This window comes from Paenibacillus sanfengchensis, assembly GCF_036864765.1.
GTDB lineage: Bacteria > Bacillota > Bacilli > Paenibacillales > Paenibacillaceae > Fontibacillus > Fontibacillus sanfengchensis.
Genome location: NZ_JBAGJC010000012.1, coordinates 21,629 through 46,114, shown reverse-complemented (window position 1 = coordinate 46,114; position 24,486 = coordinate 21,629). Strand labels below are relative to the sequence as shown.

The window sequence follows — 24,486 nt, the reverse complement described above, 5'->3', positions numbered from 1 at the left end:
AAATAGGCGCCGTGGCGACCGTTAGAATGGGAAATTGGCGTTTTCAGGACAAATAACGGCTGTGGCAACCGTTAGCGTTAATTTTCGTCTTTCTTGCAAGGCTGCTCATGCGACGGCGGTTAGGGAAATGGGACACGCCGGATCCAACTCGCCACACCGAGGCGACAAGTTTCAAAATAAGTAGCACCCTGTCAGGTTTGATGCAACTTCAGTGCTCAAAAGGCCGCTATTGAGGGGGCGGCTAGAGAAGTTGGGTACGCGCCGACCCAGCTCACCACGCCGACCCAGCAAGGGGTTCCCGCTATTTTTGCGTCCATCGGATACTCAGCAAAAAAGCCTGCCGAATCGGCAGGCTTTTACTTTATTGCTAAACCTCTTTCCTCTACCTGATCCCCAGCTCAGGGAAGGAGAAATAAAACTCGGGAAAGCCGAACACGTATGGCAGATAGTCATACAATTGGAAAAAGATGACCACCCCGTTCTCCTTCAAATAGAAGTCGGGATTGTTCCCGATCGTTTCGAAACCGCCGAAATACCCCTCCGTCGCCTGCAACTGTTTGGCGATTGATGGATCAACGATGCTGCGAAATCCGGGATTCGCCCGGAGCACTTCGTCCAAGGTCAGCAGCTTGCCATCGCTCAGCCGGAAAGTTAGGCCTTCCCGGAAACTGATCCCGTGTGCTCCGCCGGTATAGGCGTATGTTTGTTCCAAGATGCTCAGCAGTCCGCCCCGGTTATAGGTCACGGTATAGTTCCCCAGGTATTCGTAAGGACTGCCGTTCGGTGACGGTTGATTCTCCTGGGCCTCCTTCAAGGAGGCTTGAACGAATTTTTCCGCTCTGGATTGCAGCAGGGCGTTGATTTTGCCCTCCGCCTCCTTGCTGCGAAGCCCGCTGACCTGCGGATACTCCACTTTGATTGTCGCTTCGGGAACATTTTTCTCAATCGTCCGCGTTTCGATCCGGATGTCATTCAAGCGGTGCGGAATCAGGTCTAGAGTCTTTCCCGCATCTTTCCAGGAGGAGGTGAAGCCCAGATGATCGGTCAGCACTTTCACCGATACATAAGGTTGCCCGTTCACGACCTTCCATTCATAAGGAAGCACCTGCGTGCTGCCGTCCACAACCGCCTTGGCCCCCGTTTCGGCGGGTTGAAGCGTTACGGTTACGTTTTGCTTCTTTAACGTATACGTGTTGGTCCCGGCATCCTGTTTGACCTTCACTTTAAGCCCCTTGCGGATCAGCTCCAACGGCAGCAGTACATCCTCCTGCCCTTGCAGCCCCTGCTGTTTCAGGCCTTTCCCTTTCAGCGTAATGTTAACCGGCTGCCCTTCGCGGATTGCAGAAGACTGCCCCTGGGGCAACAGAACGCCGGTTGGGCGCGCAGCCGGGAGGGCCGATGCTTCCAGACCCCCTATGCCATAGGGCAAAGCCAATGCAAATGCCGCAATCAGGGTACCCGTGATCTTCACAAACTTGTTCATAAGGTAGCTCACCTCTTCTTGGAGTTACCCCAATTATTTCCCCGCATGGCGAAAAACATGCTTCTTTTCCTTCCGCGCCGCCTTAAATCAGCCACCAGGAGGTTTTCTGCCTGTATATTTGTACATTTACCCGTTTCCGGGCAAAGAAAAAAAGCGTGCTTCCACGCTTTTCCCCCGACTCGGTTACTCCCGACCGCTCTTTAGCTCGGTCCAGAAACGGTCGTAAATTTGCAGTTTATCGCCGACATCGCCCAACCATTCGGTCCGGGACAATTCCTCCGGCGACAAATTGATCATTTTATCGCTATTGTATTCCTCGCTGTGGAACTCATGGGCTTTCGTATTCGGGTCGCTGTATCCGATCGATTCATAGTTTTTGGCGCTGTTCTCCGGCTCCAGCATAAAGTTGATAAACTTCTCCGCCAGTTCCTGATTTTTGGCGCCTTTCGGAATCGCGTAGTTATCGGACCAGATCGTTCCGCCTTCCTTCGGCACGACGTAAGCCACGTCCGGGTTGTCTTTGGCGATAAACGAGGCGTCACCGGACCATACCGTGCCGATCCAGCCTTCTTCCTGAATCATTTTTTGCTTAATGTTGTCCGTATCAAAGGCCAATACGTTCGGCAGCAGGTTTTTCAGGTCCTCCACCGCGGCGGTAATTTCGGTTTCATCCGTGGAGCTGTTGGATTTGCCGGCTTTTTTCAAAGCCATGCCGATCACTTCGCGGTTGTCGTCGAGCAGGAGCACCTTTCCTTTGTAGGCCGGATTCCACAGGTCTTCCCAGCTGTCGATTTCCTCTTTGACGTACTTTTTGTTGTAGGCGATCCCCGTTACGCCGGAGGTATAGACGATAGAGTATTTATTATCCGGGTCAAACGACGGATTCTTGAACGCTTCATCCATGTTCGCGAAATTCGGGATATTGCCCTTGTTCAGCGGGGACAGCAGATCCTGCTTGATCATCGTCGCGACCATGTAATCAGATGGCTGGATCAAATCATAACCACTGCCGCCGGCTTTAATTTTGGCCAGCAGGTCCTCGTTATTGGCAAACACGTCGTAGTTGATCTTGACATTGTATTCCTTCTCGAAAGCGGCAAGCACGTCCGCGTCAAAGTTGTCCGCCCAACTGTAGATATTCAGCGTCTCCTTGGAAGAACCGCCGCAACCGGATAATACCGCAAGCCCCATCGTTACCGCCAGCAACAGGCCGGCCCACTTCATTTTTTTCAATTCTCGATCTCCTCTCTTCTCCCCGCCAAAATAACCGGATCTGCGACCAATAGGGTGGTATAGCCGCTTTACCGGACGTAATAAGCGAATTTAGATTCATGTTCTTGGATATGCCACCGTCCTAGAACGGCAGGACCGATTGTTTCTTCTGCCCTTTACCTCTATTCAAAACGAATTGGGCCATGAAAATCAAGGTTACGCTCACAAGAATCAATATCGTACACAATGCGTTAATTTCCGGGGAAATACCCCGTTTGACCTGCCCGTAAATGTAAATCGGCAACGTTGTCGAGTTCGGCCCGCTCACAAAGAAACTAACCATAAAATCATCCAGCGACATCGTGAATGCGATCAAGGCCCCTGAAATAATGCCCGGCATAATTTGAGGCAGCGTCACATGGCGGAAAATTTGCCAGCCGTTGGCGCCCAAATCCTGGGCCGCTTCCTCCAGTTGTCCCCCCATGCCCGACAGGCGCGTCGTAATAATGACGAACACATAAGATATACAGAAGGTAATATGTGCGATAATTATCGTTAGTTTACCGAGCGGAATGTGAAACTGGGTAAACAACACCAACAGCGACAAACCCATAATGATATCCGGGATAATAATCGGTAAATACAGCAGCCCGCCCATGCCCGCCTTCATCCGGCGGCTGACCTTTCGCATCGTAAGCGCGGCCATCGTGCCCAGCAGGGTCGAAACCACAGTCGAGATCAAGCCGACAGTCAGCGTATTGGCAAGGGCCTCCATGACATGCCGGTTGCTGAACAGCGATGTGTACCAGTCGAACGTAAAGCCGCTCCAGTCCGCGGCCAGCCGAGAGCTGTTAAAGGAATAGACGATAATGACAGCGATGGGCACGTAAATAAAAATCATGACCAGCAGGGAATGAATCCCGAGCAGCGGATGACTTTTACTCTTCATCAGCGTCCCTCCTTGACCTTTAAATACCTGGCCGTCATGGCCTTATTGAACAAAGCGATCAGAATCAGCGAGGTGATGACGAAAATGACCGACAGCGCCGAACCGAACGGCCAATTCCGCGCCCCCAGAAACTGGCTTTGAATAATATTGCTGATCATGGCCGATTTGGCGCCGCCCAAAATATCGGTCACCACAAACATCCCCGTCGTGGAAACGTAGACCAGCACGGAGCCGGTCATGATGCCCGAGCGGGTTTGCGGCAGCGTGATGTGCCAAAAAGCCTTCCAGCCGGTAGCCCCCAGATCGCTGGCCGCCTCCAGCAGCTTCTTGTCCATCTGTTCTAGCGCCACATAAATCGGAAGCACCATAAACGGGATAAACGTATAGACCATCCCCAGCAGTACGGCGCCTTTCGTATAAAGCATTTGCAACGGCTCCTGAATGAAGCCGAGATCGATGAGCAGATTGTTGACCACGCCTTGCGTCCGGAGCAGCAGCACCCAAGCGTACGTCCGGATCAGGAAATTGATCCAGAACGGAATCGTGATTAACGCCAAGCCCCAGGTCTGCATTTTCGGACCGGCATTGGCGATATAATAGGCCAGCGGATAGCTGAGCAGCAGACATAATACCGTCGTCAAAACCGATAAGACAATCGTATCCCAATAGATCCCCAAATACAGCGGATCAAAAAACGTGGCGTAGGCATCCAGATTAAAATCGAACACGACATTGCCGAGCTCATCCCGGCCCATAAAAGAAATCCCTATCACGATCAGCATCGGAACGACCAGAAACAGGCTCAGCCACAGGAGGACCGGCATCAGGCCCAGGCTTGATTTCTTCATGACCCGATAACCACCTCATCCTCGGTATTCCAGGCCACGCCCACCTTTTCCCCAACGTTCCACGGACGGTCATCGGTAAAATCAAAAGCGATGGAAACGGTCATCGGTTCGTCATCCAGCTGAACGATCAGCTTATGTATGCTCCCCAGATAGAGGACATCAAGCACTTCCCCCGTCCGCTTCGCCCCTTCCGTTCCGCGAATGGCCACCAGCTTCTCCGGACGCACGGCAAACAGCCGCCCATCCTGTGAGAAAATGTTATTCTCACCCACGAATGTAGCGGAGAACAGGGTCGTCGGTTTGGCGTAAATTTCCCGCGGCGTGCCGATCTGTTCGACCTTGCCGCCGTTCATGATCACGATCCGGTCTGACAGCATCATCGCTTCTTCCTGATCGTGAGTGACGTATACAAAAGTAATCCCGAGGCTGCGCTGCAAATGCTTCAGCTCGGACTGCAAGTTTTTGCGGAGCTGCAGATCGAGCGCGCCGAGCGGCTCGTCCAGCAGCAATACCTTGGGCTTGTTCGCAATCGCCCGGGCGATCGCCACCCGCTGCTGTTGTCCCCCCGAAAGCTGATGCGGATACCTTTTGACGAGCGGGGTCAGCTGCGTCATCGCGACCGCTTCCTCCACGCGCGCCTGCTGCTCCTTTACCGGGAGCTTTTTCATTTTCAGCCCGAAGGCGATATTGTCTTCCACCGTCATATGCGGAAACAAGGCATAATGCTGAAAAACGAGGTTCAAATCCCGCCGATTCGGGGGCAAGCTCGTCAGATCAGCTCCGTCCAGCAGGATCTTCCCTTGGGTCGGTTGCTCGAATCCGGCGATCATCCGCAGAATCGTCGTCTTGCCGCAGCCGCTCGGGCCCAGCAAGGTCAGGAATTCCCCTTCCTTAATGGTGAGCGAAAGCGGATGCACAACGACTTGTCCCTGAAAGTGCTTCTCCACTTCGGACAGTTCAATCATTTATGCATCAACTCCTTTTAGTGGTGTGATTAACGTAAAACCTACCTCACTAAGAAAAAAAAGCCATATCCATTGGTATGGCTTTAGCAGGTCGATCGATTCATTTTTTGCATATTCACTATACCTTGTTTTGGCGCGGGTTACAACACTTTTCTTGCTGCGACGCGGGATAGAGCGGGAATTCTGCTGTAGAAATGTCACAACTTCGGAGGACTAAAAAAAATTAACCGGGTCCCCCTCCTTCATTGGGGGACCCGGTTCGAAGGCACCTTACTTCATTTCATACGTTACGCTCAGCGTCGTCTTCAATGTGACCTCGCCCGGCTCGATGGAAGTCGCTGCGCCGGAATCCGAAGAAGCCTGGGCCATCTCTTTCTGCATATAAATCGGCGTTTCGCCTCCCCCGGATTGAGTCACACTCACCACGACGCCCAACTGGCGTTTAACCGCTTTGGCGATCGCCGCGGCTTTCATGTCCGCATTCGCCATCGCCTTTTCGATCACTTGCTCCTGATATTGGTCGGGGTTCTCCGCGCTGAAACGAATATTGTCGATGCGGTTCGCTCCCGCTTGGGAGGCCGCGTCGAGAAGCTGCCCGACTTTGCTCAAATCCCGGTAAGTCACGTTTAACGTATGCTGTGCGATATATCCTTTGACCTTCTGGCCTTCTTTCTCGTTATAACTGTAATTCGGCTGCACATAAAACTGGCCGGTTTGAATGTCTTTCTCATCAATCTTCCAAGTGTCCTTCAGTAGAGTGGTCAGTTTGGCGATCTTCGCCGCATTGGCGCTCTGCGCTTCCTTCGCCGTGTCCGCCTGGGTTTCAACGCCGAACGACAAGTACACGATATCCGGCTTCACGCTGATTTCCCCGCTGCCTACCACATTGATTACATTCCGCTGCAGGTCATTCTCCGCCGCATACACCGAAGTGGGTTTATTGATCGAGCCGCTTAAAAACGTTCCTCCGACAAGCATCGTTCCGGCAACCAGCACCGCGCCAACAGGTTTCATCCAGGTTTTCATCATAGACCCTCCATTTAAGTGGTATTTTACCTTCTAAACGCAGTACAAGAATAAATGTTGCAGCTATGGAAAAAGTTTATATAAAAATTGAACTATTTATTTACACGCAGCTAATTTTGCCGTTAATCGAACGCTTTTCAAGCACAAAAAAATGATCCCATTCATCCGAATGGAATCATCTCTTGTCTTTCTCTGAATCGAAAAAAAACCGATTATTGGTTCTCCAATTCCTCTTTGCTAACCAAATTGATTAAAGCGTTTGCAGCCTGCTCAGCGTCCGCACCCTCCGCGCTTATGTAGATCTCCGTGCCGGTGCTGATGGCAAGGCTCATAATCCCCATAATACTTTTGGCATTCACTTTTTTATCGTCTTTCTCGACGAAAATTTCGGACGAGTATTTATTCGCTTCCTGAACGAAAAGCGCCGCCGGCCGGGCGTGAAGACCCGTTTTCAGACGAACGGTTACCGGGTTTTTGATCATCAAACCTTACCCCCTAATACAATTTCGATCACGTGCCCACAAATGTGAACAATTATAATTTATATCATTATAGCATACACAGCCCGCGGCACACTAGCAAAACAACTTTAGCTCCCGCGAATTTTTTCCGCCAGCTCGTCGATTTTGCGCAGCCGATGGTTCACGCCGGACTTACTGACCGTTCCCTTCAGCAGTTCTCCGACTTCCTTCAGGTTCATATCCGGATGGGCGAGCCGGACCTCGGCCACTTCACGCAGCTTGTCGGGCAGGTTTTCAAGACCCACTTCCTTCTGCAGCAGTTTGATATTATCGATTTGCCGCACCGCCGCGCCGATCGTCTTATTCAGATTGGCCGTTTCGCAGTTGACGATCCGGTTTACGGAATTGCGCATGTCGCGCATGATCCGCACATCTTCAAACTTGAACAAAGCCTGATGCGCTCCGATAATGTTGAGCAGCTCGATGATTTTCTCGCCTTCCTTGATATAAAAAATAAAGCCCTTCTTCCGCTCGATGCAGCGTGCATTCAGATGGAACTCGTTCGCCAAGTCGACCAGCGATTTGCAATGCTCCTCATACATCGACGAAATCTCAAGGTGATAGGAAGATCCCTCCGGGTTGTTGACGGAGCCTCCCGCCAGGAAGGCCCCCCGGAGATAAGCCCGCTTACAACAGTTTTTCCGGGTTAGCTCCGGATTAATCCCCGGCGTAAAAATAAATCCCTCCGAAACGATCCGCAGTTCCTTCAAAATCTCCTGCACCCGTCCCGGAATCCGCACGATGTATACATTGTTCTTCTTAAGCCGCATTTTCTTGCGGACCAACAGTTCCGTATGAATTTGAAAATGCTTCTTCAGCAATGAATAGATCCGCCTTGCTATCGCGGCGTTTTCCGTTGAAATATCCAAAATGACCTTTTTGTTCGAAACCTGTACCGATCCGTTCATCCGGATCAAGGCGGACAATTCCGCCTGCTCGCAGCAGGAATCGGCTTCGACCATGGTCAATTCTTTTTTGGTTTGCGCCGCAAACGACAAGGAAACTCACCTCTTTCGTAAAATCCAGTTCTGCACCAACTGATAAATATGATGGCTTAATTTATCCGCATCATGCCTCAAATATCGCCGGAATAAAACGAGCGTATCGGCAATCACCTTATAGCCCCTGCCCGTGACGACATCCCAGTCGACCTGAACGGGCTTGGCGCCTTTTTCGGCGTAGAAATCCTGAACCTGGGTCGGAATCTCCCCATCGTTTACAATGACATAATCAAATAAATGATGCCCTACATGCTCATAGACGGCCTGCAAATGGTCACTGACCGTATAATCGTCGGTCTCTCCCGGCTGTGTCATGACGTTGCAGACGAAGATTTTAATCGCATTCTCGTTCTCCAACACCGCTTCGGCCAGCTTCGGCACGAGCAAATTCGGAATGATGCTCGTGTACAAACTCCCCGGCCCGATCAGGATCGCGTCGGCTTCACGGATCGCCTCCACCGCTTCAGGCAGCGGCTCCACTTCCTCCGGCTCGAGAAAGATCCGCTTGATCTTGCCGCCGGCTTCGGGGATTTTGGACTCCCCGGTGATGATCGTCCCGTCATCCATCTCCGCATGAAGTACGACCGCCTGCCCCGCGGCGGGGAGCACCCGTCCCCGGACGGCGAACACGCGGCTAAGCTCCCGCACGGCGGTAACAAAATCGCCGGAAATATCGGTAATCGCAGCGAGTATCAGGTTGCCGAGGCTGTGCCCTGCAAGACCCGACCCCGAAGAAAACCGGTAGCTAAGCATATCCGACAGGAGCGGTTCCACATCCGCCAGCGCGGTCAATACGTTGCGGATATCCCCCGGAGGCGGCATCTGCAGCTCGCTGCGCAGGATGCCGGAGCTGCCCCCATCGTCCGCTACGGTAACAATGGCCGTGATATCGAGCGGTCTTTCTTTCAATCCGCGAAGCATGACGGATAAGCCGGTCCCCCCGCCCATCACGACGATCCGCGGCACTCTTTCTTCGTTGGCCCGATTGATCACTTCTGACTCACCTCTTGATTTTCTGAGCGGCCTCTAATGCCGGTCCCGGCCTTCGTCCCGGTGGCTGACGCGAACCGTTTCCGTTTCGCTGGTTCCGAGCATCCGGCCCAAATATTCGGCGATGGCGACCGAACGGTGTTTCCCGCCGGTACAACCGATGCCGATGATGACCTGGCTTTTTCCCTCTTTATGATATTGAGGCAGCAGAAAGTGCAGCATATCCAGCAGTTTGGTCAGGAAAGCCTGGGTTTCCGGCCACTTCATAACATATTCATATACGTCACTGTCTTGTCCGGTGTGTGGACGAAGCTGCTCGATATAATGCGGGTTCGGCAAGAACCGGACGTCAAACACCAGGTCCGCGTCGATCGGTATGCCGTATTTAAATCCGAATGATGTAATATTGACGGATAGATTGCTGCTCTCCAAGTGGGAGAAGCGGGTAATAATTTTCTCCTTCAACTGCGCAGGCTTCATATTGCTCGTGTCGATCACCTGCGTGGCCGACAGTTTGAGTTCCTCCAGCATTTTGCGCTCCAAACGGATGCCGTCGAGCGGCATGCCTTCCGGAGCAAGGGGATGGCGCCGGCGGCTTTCCTTATACCGCTGCACCAGTACGGCGTCGGTGGCATCCAGGAACAGAATTTCGCTCTTGATCGTAAAATGGTCGCGTATATAAGCCAGCGACTCCGACAGGGCCGTGAAGAATTCCCGGCCGCGCAGGTCAATAACCAGCGCCACCTTGGCGATTTTCCCTTTGGACTGTTCGATCAGTTCGGCAAACTTCGGGATGAGCACCGGGGGTAAATTGTCAACGCAGAAAAAACCGAGATCTTCCAGGCTACGAACGGCCAGCGACTTACCGGCACCGGACATGCCCGTGATAATCAACAGATTGGCGACCGGGGAACCATCTTTTTCCGGCATCCTTTTCCCTCCTCGCAATTTCTCCTAATCCTATATATATATTATATTATACTAAAGAAATTAATCCCTATCAGGAACGGAGAAAGAGACCCGCCGCTCCTACCATACCGGCGTCGTTGCCGAGGGTCGCCGGAACGATTTGCACGCCCTTTTGAACCGGCTCCGGCGCATGCTTCGCGAAGACGCTGCGGATTTCGTTGAACAGAATATCCCCGGCTTTCGAGACGCCGCCGCCGATAATGAACAGCTCGGGATTCAGGACCACGGCCACCGAGGCCAGCGATTTCCCGAGATAGAAGGCGGCCCGGCTCACGATGCGAATCGCGAGCTCGTCGCCGGCTTTCGCTGCGTCGAACACGTCCTTCGCCATGATGTTCTCGACCAGCGAGAGGGAAGTGCGCTCGCCGCGCGCTACGGCGTCCTTGGCCATCCGGATAATGCCGGTAGCCGAGGAAACGGTCTCAAGGCAGCCCATCTGACCGCAGCCGCATTGAATTGCTTCCAGATCGGGCACCACATGCATATGTCCGAGTTCTCCGGCGAGGCCCGAGAAACCTTGATAGATTTTGCCCTCAATAATAATGCCGCCGCCGACGCCCGTTCCGAGCGTATAGCACACGCAGTTGTCGACGCCCTTGCCAGCGCCGCCCCAGGCTTCGCCCAGCGCCGCCACATTGGCGTCGTTGTCTATTTTGATCGGCTTGCCCAAACGCTTCTCCAGGAGTTCACGAATCGGAAAATCCTTCAAACCTACATTCGGCGCCAAAATGATGATCCCATCGCGCACGTTCGTGAAGCCGGCCACTCCGGCGCCGACGCCGGCTACTTGCTCCCACTCAAAAGGAGATTCTTCCACAATCAGACGGACGTAACGCTCGATATTGCTGACGATCGCTTCCCCGCCTTTGTCCGATTCGGTAGGCCCTTCATAAGTATGAAGAAGCCGGCCCTCCTCGCTGCAGATGCCGACTTTGATCGCGGTTCCGCCCAGGTCAACACCAATGTAGATTTTTTCAGACATTGTACAAGCCACCTTTTTCTATAAATAATAACGAATATTAATATACCTACGTACCCACTATAAGCGAACCCTCCCATTCGGTCAAGAGACGGCGGGTGTCCGAAAATCCAGCAGGGACAAGGCTTCCGAGCAGTATGACAACAATCACATTCATAGGAAAAAGAAACCGCCCCAGTGCCCGCATCCAGCGGGACCAAGACGGTATCGAACATGAAAACAGCGGTTTTCCGGATTCAGGACAAAATCCGCTTCTGGCCTTCCAGCGCCCGGATCGGCGCGATGTTCTGGGTAAACTCCAACGTGCCGAGGTAACGTCCATCCGTGGCGCGGACCGCAAAGTAACGGATATAGACGAACTTGTCTTTAAACGGAATCCAGAAATCTTCGGCATCCTTTTTGCCGGCCTTGAAATCGGCCAGCAGCTCATTGACGACATGAACGCTTTGCGGCGGGTGGCAGTTCTGCACCGTGCGGCCGATTACCGCTTTCGTGCGGGCAAAAATCCGCTCCTTGCCATGCGAGAAGTAACGCACCACATCGTTCTCGTCGATAAAGGTCAAGTCCACCGGCAGGTGATTCATCACGGCTTCCAACTGCTCCATCGAAAGAATGCCGGTCTCAAATTTAACGAAACCCTGCGGTATTTCGGCTTCAGCTTCAGCTTCTGCTTTGGCTTCCAATCCGGCCCCGTTACCCCCTGCTCCCCTCTCCTCGCCAGTCGTCCCGGCCCCCGGCAGCGGAACCCGTTCCGGAACCCATTCTTTCTCGGGAGCGGTCAGGCAAAAGCCGATCTGATCACTCTCCCGGGCGATCTTCAGCCACTCATCCTCCGTCAGCTTCTCCAGCGCCATCGGCAGCAGGATGTTTTCTTCCTTGAAGATCATCGCATTCACTTCCTGAATGATCCGCTCCACATCGGTGCACATCATCTCTTTGTCCCCGTTGTAGGACATCAGGTTTCTTTTGACCTCCTTGATCATGGCGCGAATCGCGTCGTCCACGCCCCACATGACCTTCGTCGGCCCATAAATCCCGTATTTCTCAAGATAGGGAAAGAGAAGATTCTCCTTCCGGCTGTAATGCTTATCGAGGTCCAGCAGCAGGTTTAAATCCTCCACCAGCTTGAAGATGATGTCCTCGCCGTCTTCTTTGCGGAGTTTGTCCAGGTGCAGGCTCAGCTTGAAATTTACCAGCTTCTCGATCTCGCGGTTTTCCAGCTTAAAGGTGTGCACCGGATGCCCCGGCTGTTCCTCCGGTTGGGAAGGACGGTGGATTTCTTCAATAGAACCCTTAAAAATCGCCGTATGCACGGAGCATAGCCGCTGTACCTCCTCCACCGGAATCCCCTCTTCTTCCATCAGCGCATGTTCCATGGCGGAGATTTCCGCCACCGTGACATCGCCCACCGCTTCCTCAAAGCGGGCCTTCACTTCCTCCACATCCTTGCCTTGGTGCAGCTCTTTGATAATTTCCTTCAACAAAGCCTGACGCCGGGTTTGTTCCGGCACGGCATGCTCCCGGTTATTGATCAGCTCGCTCATCGTTCATCCTCCTCAAATATTTAAGTCTCCAAAAGCCGGCACTGGCTCCTATTACGCACGGTCGTGATCCGATTAATGATAACAATTCTCAATACGAAAATAGCACAGCCGAACCACTCGACTTGTGATTAGAATCACTTGGTTTTACCGGGTTGCTACATGCATTAACGGGAAAATCCCCCGCTAATTTTCCATGCTCGGTCCTTGAGTCCAATTTAAATGGAAAAGCTCCATTTATTTCGCGGTCCAACCGCCAATACACGCATTTCACAGGAGGAATTTGCGGGAGATTTTCCAGCTAAATGACCTCTACTTCTGCACAGGCACGAATTAATGGGAGGAATTCCAGTTAATTCAGCGGCTATCTACGCGAACCAATCGTTCAATTTATATAGCAATGAGAGTTTCTTTTTTTCTATGAATTTGCCACAATAGAGTCGGAAAGGAATGATTCCGTATGACGAATGAGAAGACGATTCTATATATTGAAGATGAAAAAGAAATCGGAGAATGGGTACAAGAGGACTTACGGGAGCGCGGCTACGGCGTCATCTGGCTGACCAACGGAGATCGGGCTGTCGACGAGGCGGCTTCGTGCCAGTTGGTCATCCTGGATGTGATGCTGCCCGGTCTGGACGGGTTCACGGTTGGCCAGCGGCTGAAGAAACAGTATCCCGGCCTCCCGATCCTTATGCTGTCGGCCCGGACCTCCATCGACGACAAGCTGCAGGGACTGCAGTTCGCGGACGACTACCTCACGAAGCCGTTTCATCCGGACGAGCTGGCCGCCCGAGTCGAGGTGCTGCTGCGGCGCAGCGGAGCCCCTTCCGCCGAACCGCTGCAGCTCCGCCATCTGCTCATCTACGAGAAGGAGAATATCATCAAAAATCGGGAGAGCGGCGAGGAAATCGTGCTGACCGGCAAGCAGTTTCATATTTTTCAATACCTGCTGCGCCATCTCGGTCAAATTATGACCAAAGAGCAAATCTTCGAGGCAGTCTGGGGGGAACCTTATCTGGATGGTGACAAAACCCTCATGGTTCACATCCGCCATCTGCGGGAGAAGTTGGAGCGAGACCCGGCATCGCCGGAAATCATTGAGACGATCCGGGGGATCGGGTACCGGGTGCGGGCATGAAGCCTTACGTCAAAACCAAGTTCCGGAACTCCCTGCTGTCCCGTTATCTGATGATCATCGGGTTTGCCCTCGTTCTCGTTCCGATCTTGATCCCCGTCAGCTTTGCGGCTTCCTGGGGCGTCAATCGGCTGCTTTTCCCCCCGGCTCCCGGGACCGTGGAAACGGTGCGCGATTACGGCTCGGGTCTGGATCTGGAAACCATGTGGCACGGGGAGGCTCAGGCCTTGGGCGGAAAAGATCCGCAGGCGATCGACGGAAGGCTCCGGCAGTTGAAGCAGGAGTATCCCGACGCTTCCCTGTTCTGGGTCGACGGCGCGGGGCAGACCCGCCTCCAGTTGCCTGAACGGAGCGGTTTGCCGGCCAAGTGGTCGGCGGAGGACGCGGTAGCTTATATGAAAAGGGCCGTCAACGCCGATCCTTTTACGATCGTGGCCTTTATCGGCTCCAAGAAAAGTCCGGGGAACCAAGGCTTTATGGTCTTTGAGCTCCCTCGGGCCCATATGTACAAATCGTCGACCGAGCGAAACGGGGACTCCCGCTTTTACGGGTTGTTTATGTTCATGATGTTTGCGTTTTTCATCCTGATTTCCTACTTGTTCTTCCGGGATATCCGGACCCGTCTGCTTCGCCTCGAAACGGGGATGGCCCGGACCGGACCGAACGGGCTGCCGGTGCGGGTCGCCGAGGGGCGGCCGGACGAAATCGGCCGCCTGGAACAGGCGTTTAACCGGATGGTTGGTGAGCTCGGCCAGAGCCGTCAGCGGGAGCGCGAGGAGGAGGAGCTCCGCAAGAGCCTGATCGGCAATCTGTCGCATGATTTGCGTACCCCGCTGACGGTGCTCGGCGGCCAGCTTTATTCGTTCCGCAAGGAACCGCTGTCCGAACAAGGTCGTGAAGTCCTAGCGCTGATGGAAGTCAAAATCAAGGATCTCAGCACACTGATCGACCATCTTCTGTCGTACAATCTGCTCTCGAGCGGCCGGTATGCTCTGAACCCGGAGGACCGGGACGTCCTCCGCATCGTCCGCGTCAGCGCCGCAGCCTGGTACCCGCTGTGGGAAAAGGCCGGCATCGAAGCCGACATCGACCTGCCGGACGAACCGCTGATCTGGAACATTGACGAGCAGGGCTTCCGCCGCGTGCTCGACAATCTGTTCCAGAATCTGGTCCGGCATGCCGGCTCCGGCGGGTACGTCGGCATTTCGCTGGCGGAGCGGTACGGCAAGCCCGCGCTGGTGATCGCCGACCGCGGCCCCGGCCTCGGCGCCGTCTCCCCCTCCAAGGGAGCCGGCCTCGGACTACAGATCGTCGATCTGCTGCTGCGGGAAATGAAGCTGCGCCGGGAGACGGAGTCTTCGCCGGAGCGCGGCACGCGGACTTACATCTTTACGGCGGCTTCGGCCCGTTCGTAAAGTAAAATGCCTTGCGAGTAAAAGCCTGCAAATCTGCAGGCTTTTTTCTAGTGCCTCATCAGACCATCGCAGTAGGAGAAAATGAGAATACGCTGCTTCACATGTGATTTCGAGCGAGGTGCTCAATAAGTACGCAGTCTCACGTCCACAGCCATCCAAATCGTATTTAGTCCACGGCGATCAAGGTACCTAGCGCACTTCCAACCTTCAACACTTCCAACCCCAAAAGATGCAAATCTGCAGGTATTTAGGCCGATCCACGAGGGGTTGCGAAAAAAGATGCAAATCTGCAGGCATTTCTAGCGATTTTAGAGAAGCGAGCCGGTTTCGTCGAAAATTCCTGCAGATTTGCAGGAATTTTCAAATTCTTGTTCCGAACAAGAAAAAAACATGCAGATTTGCAGGAATTCTATTGTTTCAAGGTTGGCTGAGGGGTACGAGTGCCTCGAATCTTAACCAAAACTTAAACTGGGCCCCCCTTCACTCTTAACCTTCGGCAAGTATGATAGTTACCGAGGTGATACCACGTGAGTGAATTGATTATTCAAACGGAAGATTTGTCGAAAAAATACAAGGGACGCTACGCCGTCGATCATCTGAATCTGGAGATCGCCAAGGGGGACATCTACGGCTTTCTCGGCCCAAACGGCGCGGGTAAAACCACGACCATCCGCATGCTGCTCGGCTTGATCCAGCCCAGTGAAGGCTCGATTCGGATTTTTGGCCGCGACCTGCATAAGGAAAAGCTGGAGATCTTACGCCGTATCGGCTCCCTGGTCGAATATCCGTCCTATTACGGCCATCTGAGCGCGATCGACAATTTGGAAGCGATCCGCCGGATTCTGGGCACGCCGAAATCCCGAATCGACGAGGTGCTGGAGATCGTCTCTCTGACCAATGAAGCCCGCCGCCCGGTGAAGGGTTTCTCGCTCGGTATGAAGCAGCGGCTCGGCATCGCAGCCTCCCTGCTCGGCAGCCCGGATCTGCTCATTCTTGACGAGCCGACCAACGGGCTGGACCCCGCCGGGATTCATGAGATCCGCGAGTTGATCAAAAGCATGCCGAGTCAATACGGCATTACCGTCCTCGTCTCGAGCCACCTGCTCGGCGAAGTCGAGCAAATGGCCAACCGGGTCGGCATCATCCGCGAAGGGCGCATGGTGTTCCAGGACACGATCCATAACCTCAGGCTTCAGGCCTCGCACGATATGGAACTCCTGGTTTCCGAACCGGATTCGGCGCTGTGGCTGGCCCGCGATATGGGAGCCTCGGGGACCCTGAAGGAGGGGACGCTCGTCTTCCCGGGGATGAAGGATCCGCAGGTCGCCCTGCTCGTGAGAAGACTCGTCGAAAACGGGCATGACATTTACCGGGTCGAGCAAAACAAGAAATCGCTGGAAGACATTTTTATGCAGGTGATCGGGGAGGGGAGCCGGCCATGATGTTGCGCTCGTTATCCGCCGACTTTCTGAAAATCCGGCGCAAGGGGATCTGGTTCTTGATTTTCCTGGCCCCGATCGGGCTGGTGGCGATGCAGGCGCTGAACTTCGGGCTGCGGCTGGATTATCTGAAAGAACAGTATGCGGGTCACCTTTGGGAAGGGCTGATCGATAATGTGGCTGACTTCGTACCCATCGCCCTCTACCTGGGCGTCACGCTGATCAGCTCGCTCGTTGCCAACGTCGAGCATCAGATGAGCTCCTGGAAGCAGCTGCTCGCGCTGCCGATCTCGCGGACCGCAGTGTTCAGCGCCAAGTTTACGCTTTGCTTTCTGCTGCTGACGGTTTCGTGCCTGCTGCTGCCGATCGGAACCGCGCTCCTCGGTTTGGCGCTCGGCTTCGGCACGGACATCCCCGTCGGGATTTTAGTGAAAGTCGGCTTCCTTCCCTTTTTGGGAGCCTTGCCTTTATTGGCGCTCCAGCTATGGCTGTCCTTGACGTTCCGCAACCAGTCGCTGCCCGTCTCGCTCGGCGTCGCCCTGGCGCTGATCTCGCCCTTCGCCTCCCAATTGTCGGAGTTCTTTCCGCTCAATTGGTCGCGTTTTAGTTACGAAGGGCCGCATACGGAATGGTTTGTCGGAGCGGGGATCCTTACAGGCCTCATCATTATGCTCATGGGTCTGATGCATTTTAACCGAAAGGATGTGGATTAGATGGTCACCTTTTTTCGCGTCCTGTCGTCGGAACGCCTAAAAATGTCGAAATCGCGGATTTGGCTGGTTCTGCTGGCAAGTCCCGTCCTCTCGATCCTGATCGGCGTGCTCTCCAATCCGCCGGAGGGAACCGATCCGTGGACGGTGATCGCTGGAACGATGTCCATCCTCCACGGTATGTTGTTCCTGCCTATTATCTCCGGTCTGCTTCCGGCCTTCTTGTGCCGTTACGAGCATACCGGGGGCGGCTGGAAACAGCTCTTGGTTCTCCCGGTTTCCCGCACCTCCGTCTATCTGGCCAAGTTCTCCGTCGTGGCCGGCCTGCTGGCCGTCTGCCAAGTCATTTTCCTGGCCGCGATCCTGGTGGCGGGCAAGATTCAGGGCTTTGACGCCCCGATCCCTTGGAGCATGCTGATCGCTAGCCAGCTCGGTGGCTGGATCGCCTGCCTGCCGCTGGTCGCGCTGCAGCTTGGCGTCTCTTTGACCTGGGCAAGCTTTGCGGCTCCGCTGGCCATCAACGTGTCCCTGACGATTCCGAACATGCTGATCGTCAACTCCAGCACCTACGGCCCGTTCTATCCCTGGGCTCAGCCCGTTCTCGCCATGATGCCGAAAGGCATGGAGAGCTACGGGGCATTCAACCTGCCGCTGGAAAATCTGATGATCACCGTACTCGGCAGTTTCATCCTCTTCTTTGCCGCCGGCCTGATTTACTTCCGCCGGAAGGAGATTTAGGCCGGTTGTCGGCACCGATAAAAAACGTAAAGCCTCCGTCCCGGGGTCGATTACCGGAAGGAGGCTTTATTTATCGGGTCTTATTGGTTCAACGTTTCGCTCCAGTCATGCACCATGCTTCCTTCCAGGTACTTCTCGCAGTCCATCGCCGCCATACAGCCCGAACCTGCGGCCGTAATCGCTTGGCGATAGCGGATGTCCTGGACGTCGCCGCAGGCAAACACCCCGGGGATGTTCGTTTCCGTCGTCCCCGGCTTCACGACGATATAGCCTTGTTCATCGGTCCGGATCGCATCGCCCAGGAACTTCGTGTTCGGCGTATGTCCAATCGCCACGAAGACGCCGTCCGCCTCCACCAGTTCCTCCTGGTTTGTGGCATTGTTGCGCACCTGCAGGCCTTTGACCGTTCCGTTCTCCTCCGTGACGACAGCGATCGGCGTCCGATTGAGCGCCCACTCTACCTTCTCGTTGCCGCGGGCGCGATCCTGCATGATCTTGGAGGCCCGCAGTTCATCACGCCGGTGGACCAACGTCACACTGGACGCGAAACGCGTCAGGAAGCTCGCTTCCTCCATCGCCGAGTCACCGCCGCCGACCACGACGATTTTTTTTCCGCGGAAGAAAAATCCGTCGCATGTGGCGCACGTACTTACCCCACGGCCGACATTCTCCTGTTCGCCCGGAATGCCCAGATACTTGGCCGATGCCCCGGTCGAAATGATAATGCTCTCGGCCTCCAGCGTTTCGCCGCCCTCGATCCGGATCTTAAACGGGCGGTTCGAAAAGTCCACCTGTTCCACCCAGCCGCTGCGGAACTCCGCACCGAAGCGCTCGGCTTGCTTGCGCATATTGTCCATCAGCACCGGACCTTGAATCCCATCGGGGAATCCCGGGAAGTTCTCCACTTCCGTCGTTGTCGTCAATTGACCGCCCGGCTGAACTCCTTCGATGACCAGCGGTTTCAGATTCGCACGGGCCAGATAGATGGCCGCCGTAAGCCCTGCGGGGCCGGTTCCGATCACAATCGATTTGTACATGATTGCCTCCTCCTTGAATATGTAACTCGCATATTAGCTGTTCCGTTTAAGCATAATTCCTGCTGCTAGAACTCACACTTATACTAAGTTTTACCCAAGTTGGCTTCCCTTTACCCGCTTACCGGGGCCCCTTCCTTATTGAACGGAGGGGAAAATCGACTCCATTTTCTTCTTGACGCCGCATACCTCATCGATCCGCCGGGTATACCGGCGCGCCGTCGAGGCCGAAATACCGTAGCGCTCCGCCACCGCTTCGTAAGTTACCGGTCTGCGATGGATTTTGGACGTCAAATATTCCAGCGCCGCGGCCCACCCCTCAATATGTGTAATCGTCGGTGTTTCCGGGTACACTAAAGTTAAAAACTCCGCCCACAGCGTCTCCAAATCATGCTGCTGCTGGAGATCAAAGCTGCGTTTCATATGCCGCATCGCCAGATCGACGACCGCCTGCCACTCGCTTTTCCATACGGGCAGCCCTGAAGCCACCCGACTGGGGTCAACCAGCTTCGTCTGCTCCCCGGAGATGACCGGCAGCGGGTTATCCACGCCCAAATTACGAAGCACGAACAAGGCGATCTCCTTCAAATAGGAGTCTTCCTCGGGCTCGAGCAAAAAGGCCTTCAACGCCTCCTCCACTTCCCGGTCCGCAATCAGGCTGAACGCCTGAATGACCTGCAGCTTCGTTTTATAATCGCCGTGCCGCAGCGCCCAGAAGAAAGAGGACCGCACCAGCGGATTCTCCGTAATTTCGGCGGCCAGGCTTTCCGGCGTGGTGTCCCATTGTTTAAACTGCTCTTCAAAAGGAAGATGATAATGATAGCTTACGGTTTGAGCGATAGACTCCGGGTTCCCCGGGTTCTCGGATACCGCGTTGTCGCATAGCTCCAGCCATTTTAAATAATAATCCGCTACACCGCCTGATGGATCCAGCTTTTGAACCTGGCGCCACAACCGCTTCGCCTCATCGACGCGTCCGATTTGGTATGCCGCCACCGCCGCATAATGGTACAACGAAGGATCGCGGTCCATCGTCTCGTCCCGGAGCAGCCGTTTAAAATGCGTATAGGCCGCCCCGTGCTGGCCCAAAATCCCCATCGTTGTCGCCAGTTTGAACACATGCTCCTGGTGAAAAGGGACGATTTTGCTCAGGCGCTCTCCCAGCTCCAGCATAGCCCCCATTTCACCGGCGTGCTGATAGAAAATCGCCAAATTGCAAAGTCCGTGCAGATTCCCCGGCTCTCTCTCCAGCACCTCGGCAATCGTGTCCATCGCCTTTTGAAACCGGCCCAGATAGTAATAACCCAGGGCAAGATTGTTATGCGCCGCATGAAAATCCGGATGCTTCCGGACAATCTCCTCCAGCAGCTTCACCGCCTGCGCGAATTTGCCTTCCTCCAGCAGCTCGCGGGCCTGGTCATGCTCGACGACCCCTTCCATCGCCTTGATGCTCTTCAGCTTCGTTGGACGCTCCAGCTCATACTGGAGCAATTCCATCATCTCTTCCGCCTCCGTCAAAAACTGCCCGCTGGCGTCCTTCTCCAAATACGTAACCAGCGCTTCTTCCGCCGCTTCAAACATTTCCATATTCGCATAGTTATTTGCCATATAAAAATAACATTCCGTCATGCCAGGGTCGATTTCCTCCAGAACGACGGACAGTGCGGCGTTGGATGCCTCATAGTCCCCCATTTCCGACAAAATCCCCGCCATATTGCAATGGTTTACCGGATTGTTCGGTTCATACTCCACAGCTTTGCGAAAATACTTTAATGCCTTGTCGTAGTGGTAACGGTCCAATGAAGAGACAGCCCGCTCGAAGAAAAAGCCCGCATCCATCGAGATCGGCAGCACATTGTCCCGCTTCCCCTTCGGCTCTCTATTTTCTTTCAAACAAGGCACCTCCCTATTCTTACATCAATTCTTCTCTCCAACTCACAGTATACCATAGTGAAAGCTGTCCTCCCACGGAAAAAACGTGCGGAAAATAACGGTTTTTGCAAGTAAAGGAGCCTGGGCAGGGATTCATGGAAAGATATAGATTGAAAGAGCTGGGAAAATTAGGATATCGAAAAAAAGAGAGGGGAAATTTCGAATATGACGATTGTTGAGATGGAGGTAAGAGGGCTTGAGCGGAGGGGTAAATAAGCGCCTTATGCGGCGCTATTTTGTTGAATTTGGCGTTTCGGCCCAAAATAGCGGCGTTTTGGCGCCCTGCCCAGGTGGAAATCGGCCATAACCCGATTTCGGGGCCCGCAGCAGAGCAATAAGGCCCTTTTCGACCGCTAGGATTCCCGCGGAGCCGAATCGGGCTCAAATAGCGGCCGAAAAGGCACTAATGCGGCGGACGGCGAGAGCAATCCGGGGCTTCGGCGCCGTCCTCCAACAAGGCCGCTTGGCTATATTGTCAATGGAATCATCTTGCGGCTGCGCTTCTCAAAGGTGGCCAGCTCCCGCACGCCGAGTTCATGGAGGAGCGCTCTGGCCGTGTCCAGATGCTCGCTCAGCTTCATCGGGTCGTGCGCGTCCGAGCCTACCGTGAGCGGGATGCCCAGCTCCACCGCGGCCGCAAGCACCCGGCGGCTCGGGAACATCTCCGCCACCGGCTTGGACAGCCCGGAGGCGTTCAACTCCATCGCCACACCGGCCGCCCGCACCGCCTTCAAAGCGCGGCGCTCCAGCGCCGCCGTCTCCGCCTGACGGGCGTCGTCCGGCCGGTGGCCGAAGCGCTTGATGACATCCAGGTGGCCCATGATGTCATAAAACCCTGTCGCGGCGGCCTTCGCCACCGCGTCGTAGTACCGCTCGTAAACGGCGAACACATCCTGCCCTTCCCAGTGGTGAACCTGACGGAAGTCGGACACGTCCCACTCGCCGAGAAAATGCACCGATCCGATCACGTAATCCCAAGGATACGCACGAACGATACCCTCGATCTGCTCCTCCCAGCCTTCGATGTAGTCACCTTCCAGGCCGACTCTGACGTCGATTTGACCGCGATACTTCTCTTTTAAAGAGAAGGCCTCCTCCACATAGCGGGGCAGCTCTTCCATCGGCATGGCCATTTCCGGGTAGTAAGCCGCCGGATCGACATGCAGCAGCGGCATATGGTCGGACAGCCCGATCTGCGAAAGTCCGATCTCGATCCCCCGCCGCACGTACTCCTCGAGCGAGCCTACGGCATGCCCGCAGCGGGCGTGGTGCGTATGATAGTCGATCAGCATTCGCCCACCACCCGCCTAATCCCGGCGCGGCCGCTCATGGCGGCGCTCCAGTTCCCGCATGATATCGTCCAGCGGCAATTGGCGCTCGCGCAGCAGCACGAGCAGGTGGTAAATCAAGTCGCTGACCTCGTACCGCAGCTCGTCGTTGTCTCCGTTCTTCGCGGCGATGATCGATTCGGCGGTCTCTTCGCCGACTTTTTTCAAAATTTTATCCAGGCCCTTCTCGAACAAATACGTCGTGTACGCGCCTTCCGGCCGCTCCTCGTATCGCTCGGCGATCAGGCGTTCCAGTTCGGCCAGCACCGTGAATCGGGCAGTGTCGTTCCCGCCGCGCTCCGTTTGTGGAGCCGCCGGTTCGAATATCGTGTAGCCCGTCGTCCCCCGGTATGCCTCTCCAACCGCCGCCGTGCGGTAGAAGCAGTTGTCCTCCCCGGTATGGCAAGCCGGGCCTTTCCGGTCCACTTCAACAAGCAGCGTATCCCCGTCGCAGTCAAACCGCAACGCGCGGATGTGCTGGGTGTTTCCCGACGTAGCTCCTTTGTTCCACAGCTCGGACCGGGAGCGGCTCCAAAACCAGGTTTGCCCCGTTTCCACCGATTTGCGCAGCGACTCCCGGCTCATATAGGCCATCATCAGTACGTCCCGGCTCGCCGCATCCTGCACGATCGCCGGCACGAGTCCGTCCGCGTCCCACTTGATCGCCTGCTCCAGCTCTTCCAACGGCACCATCAGCCGCAACCCTTGTTGTTCCGTCATCGTATTTCCACCCCTCTCGACTTCAGATCCCGCTTCAAGTCCGGCACCGCGATCTCCTTATAGTGAAAAATCGTCGCCGCCAGCGCCGCATCCGCCAATCCTTCCGTAAACACCTCGTAAAAATCATCCGGCTTCCCGGCCCCGCCCGAGGCGATCACCGGGATCGTCACCGACCGGCTGACCTCCCGCGTCAGCGGCAGATCGAAGCCGTCCTTCGTGCCGTCCGCATCCATGCTCGTCAGCAGGATCTCGCCCGCGCCCCGCGACTCGGCTTCCCTCACCCATTCCAGCGCTTTAATGCCGGACGCCTTCCGCCCGCCGTGCGTGTAGACCTCCCATTCGCCCCACTCGGGGTTGAACTTGGCGTCCACCGCCACGACGATGCACTGGGAACCGAAGCGCCGGGCCCCGTCCGAGATCAGTTGCGGATTCAGCACCGCCGCCGTGTTGATGCCGATTTTGTCGGCTCCGGCCCGCAGGATGCGCTTCATATCGTCCACTTGCGAGATCCCGCCGCCGACCGTGAACGGAATGGCGATTTCCCCGGCGGTCTGCCGGACGACCTCGATCATCGTAGCCCGGCCCTCGTTCGAAGCCGAGATATCGAGGAACACGATTTCGTCGGCCCCCTCACGGTCATACAGCGCGGCCAGCTCGACCGGATCTCCGGCATCGCGGAGATTGACGAAGTTCACGCCTTTAACGACCCGTCCGTCCTTGACGTCCAGACACGGGATAATTCGCTTTGCCAGCATAGCTCCCCACTCCTTTTTCTAGTTCGCGCCGCCCGAAATCGCGGCGATGGCCTCAGCCAGATCGATGCTGCCAGTGTAGAGCGCCTTCCCGACAATTGCACCGCCGATTCCCTGATCCGCATAAGCCGCCAGCTTCAAAAGATCGTCTTGAACGGTCACGCCGCCCGAGGCGATCACGGTACGTCCGGAAGCTTGCGCCAGCGAGCGGATGGCCTCCACATTCGGCCCCTGCATCATCCCGTCGCGGGAGATGTCGGTAAAAATAAACGTCTCCGCCCCTTTGTCCGCCAGCTCCTTGGCCAACACCTCGGCCTGAACCTCGGACGTTTCCAGCCAGCCGCGCGTCGCCACAAAGCCGTTCCGCGCGTCGATCCCGATGGCGACCTTGTCGCCGTAGGTGCCGAGCACCGCTTCGGTAAACGCGCGGTCCTCGATCGCCGCGGTGCCGATAATGACCCGGCTGACGCCCAGGCCCAGCAGCCGCTCGACATCGGCCAGCGTCCGCAGGCCGCCGCCAACCTGTACCGGCACCTGCACGCTGCGGGCGATCTCGCCGATCAGCGCGTCGTTCACCGGGTGCCCCGCTTTCGCCCCGTCCAGATCGACCAGGTGGATAAAAGAGCCCCCCTGCGCTTCCCAGGAACGGGCCACCTCGACCGGATTTTCATTGTATACCGTTTCGCGGGCGTAATCCCCCTGCACCAAGCGTACGCATCTGCCGCCCCGGATATCGATGGCCGGATATATCACGAATGAAGACATGTCAGTTCCTCCTGCTACATAGTGTTAATTA

General features: G+C 55.3%; 23 protein-coding genes. 5 read left to right on the top strand and 18 right to left on the bottom strand.

Going from position 1 to position 24,486, the window contains the following annotated elements; all coding sequences use genetic code 11:
• Positions 1-382: 382 nt before the first annotated feature.
• The 12 genes from V4U84_RS20880 to V4U84_RS20825 form a co-directional block, all read right to left on the bottom strand.
• Positions 383-1,483: a PdaC/SigV domain-containing protein gene (locus V4U84_RS20880; RefSeq protein WP_334074020.1), complete on the bottom strand. Its 1,101-nt coding sequence runs from the start codon at positions 1,481-1,483 to the stop codon at positions 383-385.
• A 183-nt stretch (positions 1,484-1,666) separates the two neighbouring features.
• A complete protein-coding gene (locus V4U84_RS20875) occupies positions 1,667-2,716 on the bottom strand; it encodes an ABC transporter substrate-binding protein (protein ID WP_334077889.1) in 1,050 nt (349 codons plus the stop codon).
• Positions 2,717-2,837: 121 nt separating this feature from the next.
• Positions 2,838-3,644, bottom strand: a complete 807-nt coding sequence (locus V4U84_RS20870; RefSeq protein WP_334074018.1) for an ABC transporter permease — start codon at positions 3,642-3,644, stop codon at positions 2,838-2,840.
• On the bottom strand, positions 3,644-4,492 hold the full coding sequence (locus V4U84_RS20865) for an ABC transporter permease (protein WP_334074017.1): 849 nt from the start codon (positions 4,490-4,492) through the stop codon (positions 3,644-3,646). Before V4U84_RS20865 ends, V4U84_RS20870 begins: the two co-directional genes overlap by 1 nt.
• Positions 4,489-5,457 carry an ABC transporter ATP-binding protein gene (locus V4U84_RS20860; RefSeq protein WP_334074016.1) on the bottom strand — a complete coding sequence of 323 codons (969 nt, stop codon included), beginning with the start codon at positions 5,455-5,457 and terminating at the stop codon, positions 4,489-4,491. Before V4U84_RS20860 ends, V4U84_RS20865 begins: the two co-directional genes overlap by 4 nt.
• Positions 5,458-5,727: 270 nt before the next feature.
• A complete protein-coding gene (locus V4U84_RS20855) occupies positions 5,728-6,483 on the bottom strand; it encodes an SIMPL domain-containing protein (protein WP_334077888.1) in 756 nt (251 codons plus the stop codon).
• A 212-nt stretch (positions 6,484-6,695) separates the two neighbouring features.
• Positions 6,696-6,965: an HPr family phosphocarrier protein gene (locus tag V4U84_RS20850; protein ID WP_114497387.1), complete on the bottom strand. Its 270-nt coding sequence runs from the start codon at positions 6,963-6,965 to the stop codon at positions 6,696-6,698.
• 107 nt (positions 6,966-7,072) lie between these two features.
• The gene (whiA, locus tag V4U84_RS20845; protein ID WP_334074015.1) at positions 7,073-8,002 is read right to left on the bottom strand and encodes a DNA-binding protein WhiA; all 930 of its coding nucleotides are present in this window, start codon (positions 8,000-8,002) and stop codon (positions 7,073-7,075) included.
• A gap of 6 nt (positions 8,003-8,008) precedes the next feature.
• The gene (locus tag V4U84_RS20840) at positions 8,009-8,953 is read right to left on the bottom strand and encodes a gluconeogenesis factor YvcK family protein (RefSeq protein ID WP_334074354.1); all 945 of its coding nucleotides are present in this window, start codon (positions 8,951-8,953) and stop codon (positions 8,009-8,011) included.
• A gap of 78 nt (positions 8,954-9,031) precedes the next feature.
• Positions 9,032-9,925 (bottom strand): RNase adapter RapZ, encoded by an 894-nt coding sequence (gene rapZ, locus V4U84_RS20835; protein WP_334077887.1) that lies wholly within the window; start codon positions 9,923-9,925, stop codon positions 9,032-9,034.
• Between the two features lie 70 nt (positions 9,926-9,995).
• Entirely contained in the window at positions 9,996-10,946 is a 951-nt protein-coding gene (locus V4U84_RS20830; RefSeq protein WP_334074013.1) for an ROK family glucokinase, read from the bottom strand.
• Positions 10,947-11,179: 233 nt separating this feature from the next.
• Complete coding sequence (locus V4U84_RS20825) at positions 11,180-12,487, bottom strand: DUF438 domain-containing protein (RefSeq protein ID WP_334074012.1); 1,308 nt, start codon at positions 12,485-12,487, stop codon at positions 11,180-11,182.
• 457 nt (positions 12,488-12,944) lie between these two features.
• On the opposite strand from V4U84_RS20825, the gene V4U84_RS20820 reads away from it, so the two are divergent.
• The 5 genes from V4U84_RS20820 (at position 12,945) to V4U84_RS20800 (ending at position 17,924) form a co-directional block, all read left to right on the top strand.
• Positions 12,945-13,625, top strand: a complete 681-nt coding sequence (locus V4U84_RS20820) for a response regulator transcription factor (protein ID WP_334074011.1) — start codon at positions 12,945-12,947, stop codon at positions 13,623-13,625.
• Entirely contained in the window at positions 13,622-15,037 is a 1,416-nt protein-coding gene (locus V4U84_RS20815; protein WP_334074010.1) for a sensor histidine kinase, read from the top strand. The genes V4U84_RS20820 and V4U84_RS20815 overlap by 4 nt, the downstream gene beginning before the upstream one ends.
• A gap of 527 nt (positions 15,038-15,564) precedes the next feature.
• Positions 15,565-16,479: an ABC transporter ATP-binding protein gene (locus tag V4U84_RS20810; protein ID WP_334074009.1), complete on the top strand. Its 915-nt coding sequence runs from the start codon at positions 15,565-15,567 to the stop codon at positions 16,477-16,479.
• Positions 16,476-17,189: an ABC transporter permease gene (locus V4U84_RS20805; protein WP_334074008.1), complete on the top strand. Its 714-nt coding sequence runs from the start codon at positions 16,476-16,478 to the stop codon at positions 17,187-17,189. The genes V4U84_RS20810 and V4U84_RS20805 overlap by 4 nt, the downstream gene beginning before the upstream one ends.
• Positions 17,190-17,924, top strand: a complete 735-nt coding sequence (locus tag V4U84_RS20800; RefSeq protein WP_334074007.1) for an ABC transporter permease — start codon at positions 17,190-17,192, stop codon at positions 17,922-17,924.
• Positions 17,925-18,004: 80 nt separating this feature from the next.
• Here V4U84_RS20800 and trxB read toward each other — a convergent pair whose 3' ends face one another.
• The 6 genes from trxB to hisA form a co-directional block, all read right to left on the bottom strand.
• A complete protein-coding gene (trxB, locus tag V4U84_RS20795; RefSeq protein WP_334074006.1) occupies positions 18,005-18,961 on the bottom strand; it encodes a thioredoxin-disulfide reductase in 957 nt (318 codons plus the stop codon).
• Between the two features lie 135 nt (positions 18,962-19,096).
• On the bottom strand, positions 19,097-20,851 hold the full coding sequence (locus V4U84_RS20790) for a tetratricopeptide repeat protein (RefSeq protein WP_416367279.1): 1,755 nt from the start codon (positions 20,849-20,851) through the stop codon (positions 19,097-19,099).
• 506 nt (positions 20,852-21,357) lie between these two features.
• Positions 21,358-22,182 carry a histidinol-phosphatase HisJ gene (gene hisJ / locus V4U84_RS20785; protein WP_334074005.1) on the bottom strand — a complete coding sequence of 275 codons (825 nt, stop codon included), beginning with the start codon at positions 22,180-22,182 and terminating at the stop codon, positions 21,358-21,360.
• A 15-nt stretch (positions 22,183-22,197) separates the two neighbouring features.
• Positions 22,198-22,938, bottom strand: a complete 741-nt coding sequence (gene hisIE / locus V4U84_RS20780; protein WP_334074004.1) for a bifunctional phosphoribosyl-AMP cyclohydrolase/phosphoribosyl-ATP diphosphatase HisIE — start codon at positions 22,936-22,938, stop codon at positions 22,198-22,200.
• A complete protein-coding gene (hisF, locus tag V4U84_RS20775) occupies positions 22,935-23,693 on the bottom strand; it encodes an imidazole glycerol phosphate synthase subunit HisF (RefSeq protein ID WP_334074003.1) in 759 nt (252 codons plus the stop codon). The genes hisIE and hisF overlap by 4 nt, the downstream gene beginning before the upstream one ends.
• 18 nt (positions 23,694-23,711) lie before the next feature.
• Positions 23,712-24,455, bottom strand: a complete 744-nt coding sequence (gene hisA / locus V4U84_RS20770) for a 1-(5-phosphoribosyl)-5-[(5-phosphoribosylamino)methylideneamino]imidazole-4-carboxamide isomerase (RefSeq protein WP_334074002.1) — start codon at positions 24,453-24,455, stop codon at positions 23,712-23,714.
• Positions 24,456-24,486 lie beyond the last annotated feature (31 nt).

What these genes read in the sequence shown, in the direction of transcription:
- hisJ (WP_334074005.1), bottom strand. Translation starts at nt 22,182, where the DNA reads ATGCTGATCGACTATCATACGCACCACGCCCGCTGCGGGCATGCCGTA.
- rapZ (WP_334077887.1), bottom strand. Translation starts at nt 9,925, where the DNA reads ATGCCGGAAAAAGATGGTTCCCCGGTCGCCAATCTGTTGATTATCACG.
- V4U84_RS20870 (WP_334074018.1), bottom strand. Translation starts at nt 3,644, where the DNA reads ATGAAGAGTAAAAGTCATCCGCTGCTCGGGATTCATTCCCTGCTGGTC.
- V4U84_RS20805 (WP_334074008.1), top strand. Translation starts at nt 16,476, where the DNA reads ATGATGTTGCGCTCGTTATCCGCCGACTTTCTGAAAATCCGGCGCAAG.
- V4U84_RS20850 (WP_114497387.1), bottom strand. Translation starts at nt 6,965, where the DNA reads ATGATCAAAAACCCGGTAACCGTTCGTCTGAAAACGGGTCTTCACGCC.
- V4U84_RS20825 (WP_334074012.1), bottom strand. Translation starts at nt 12,487, where the DNA reads ATGAGCGAGCTGATCAATAACCGGGAGCATGCCGTGCCGGAACAAACC.
- hisF (WP_334074003.1), bottom strand. Translation starts at nt 23,693, where the DNA reads ATGCTGGCAAAGCGAATTATCCCGTGTCTGGACGTCAAGGACGGACGG.
- V4U84_RS20840 (WP_334074354.1), bottom strand. Translation starts at nt 8,953, where the DNA reads ATGGGCGGGGGGACCGGCTTATCCGTCATGCTTCGCGGATTGAAAGAA.
- V4U84_RS20815 (WP_334074010.1), top strand. Translation starts at nt 13,622, where the DNA reads ATGAAGCCTTACGTCAAAACCAAGTTCCGGAACTCCCTGCTGTCCCGT.
- V4U84_RS20880 (WP_334074020.1), bottom strand. Translation starts at nt 1,483, where the DNA reads ATGAACAAGTTTGTGAAGATCACGGGTACCCTGATTGCGGCATTTGCA.
- trxB (WP_334074006.1), bottom strand. Translation starts at nt 18,961, where the DNA reads ATGTACAAATCGATTGTGATCGGAACCGGCCCCGCAGGGCTTACGGCG.
- V4U84_RS20865 (WP_334074017.1), bottom strand. Translation starts at nt 4,492, where the DNA reads ATGAAGAAATCAAGCCTGGGCCTGATGCCGGTCCTCCTGTGGCTGAGC.
- V4U84_RS20820 (WP_334074011.1), top strand. Translation starts at nt 12,945, where the DNA reads ATGACGAATGAGAAGACGATTCTATATATTGAAGATGAAAAAGAAATC.
- hisIE (WP_334074004.1), bottom strand. Translation starts at nt 22,938, where the DNA reads ATGACGGAACAACAAGGGTTGCGGCTGATGGTGCCGTTGGAAGAGCTG.
- V4U84_RS20830 (WP_334074013.1), bottom strand. Translation starts at nt 10,946, where the DNA reads ATGTCTGAAAAAATCTACATTGGTGTTGACCTGGGCGGAACCGCGATC.
- V4U84_RS20855 (WP_334077888.1), bottom strand. Translation starts at nt 6,483, where the DNA reads ATGAAAACCTGGATGAAACCTGTTGGCGCGGTGCTGGTTGCCGGAACG.
- V4U84_RS20860 (WP_334074016.1), bottom strand. Translation starts at nt 5,457, where the DNA reads ATGATTGAACTGTCCGAAGTGGAGAAGCACTTTCAGGGACAAGTCGTT.
- V4U84_RS20800 (WP_334074007.1), top strand. Translation starts at nt 17,190, where the DNA reads ATGGTCACCTTTTTTCGCGTCCTGTCGTCGGAACGCCTAAAAATGTCG.
- hisA (WP_334074002.1), bottom strand. Translation starts at nt 24,455, where the DNA reads ATGTCTTCATTCGTGATATATCCGGCCATCGATATCCGGGGCGGCAGA.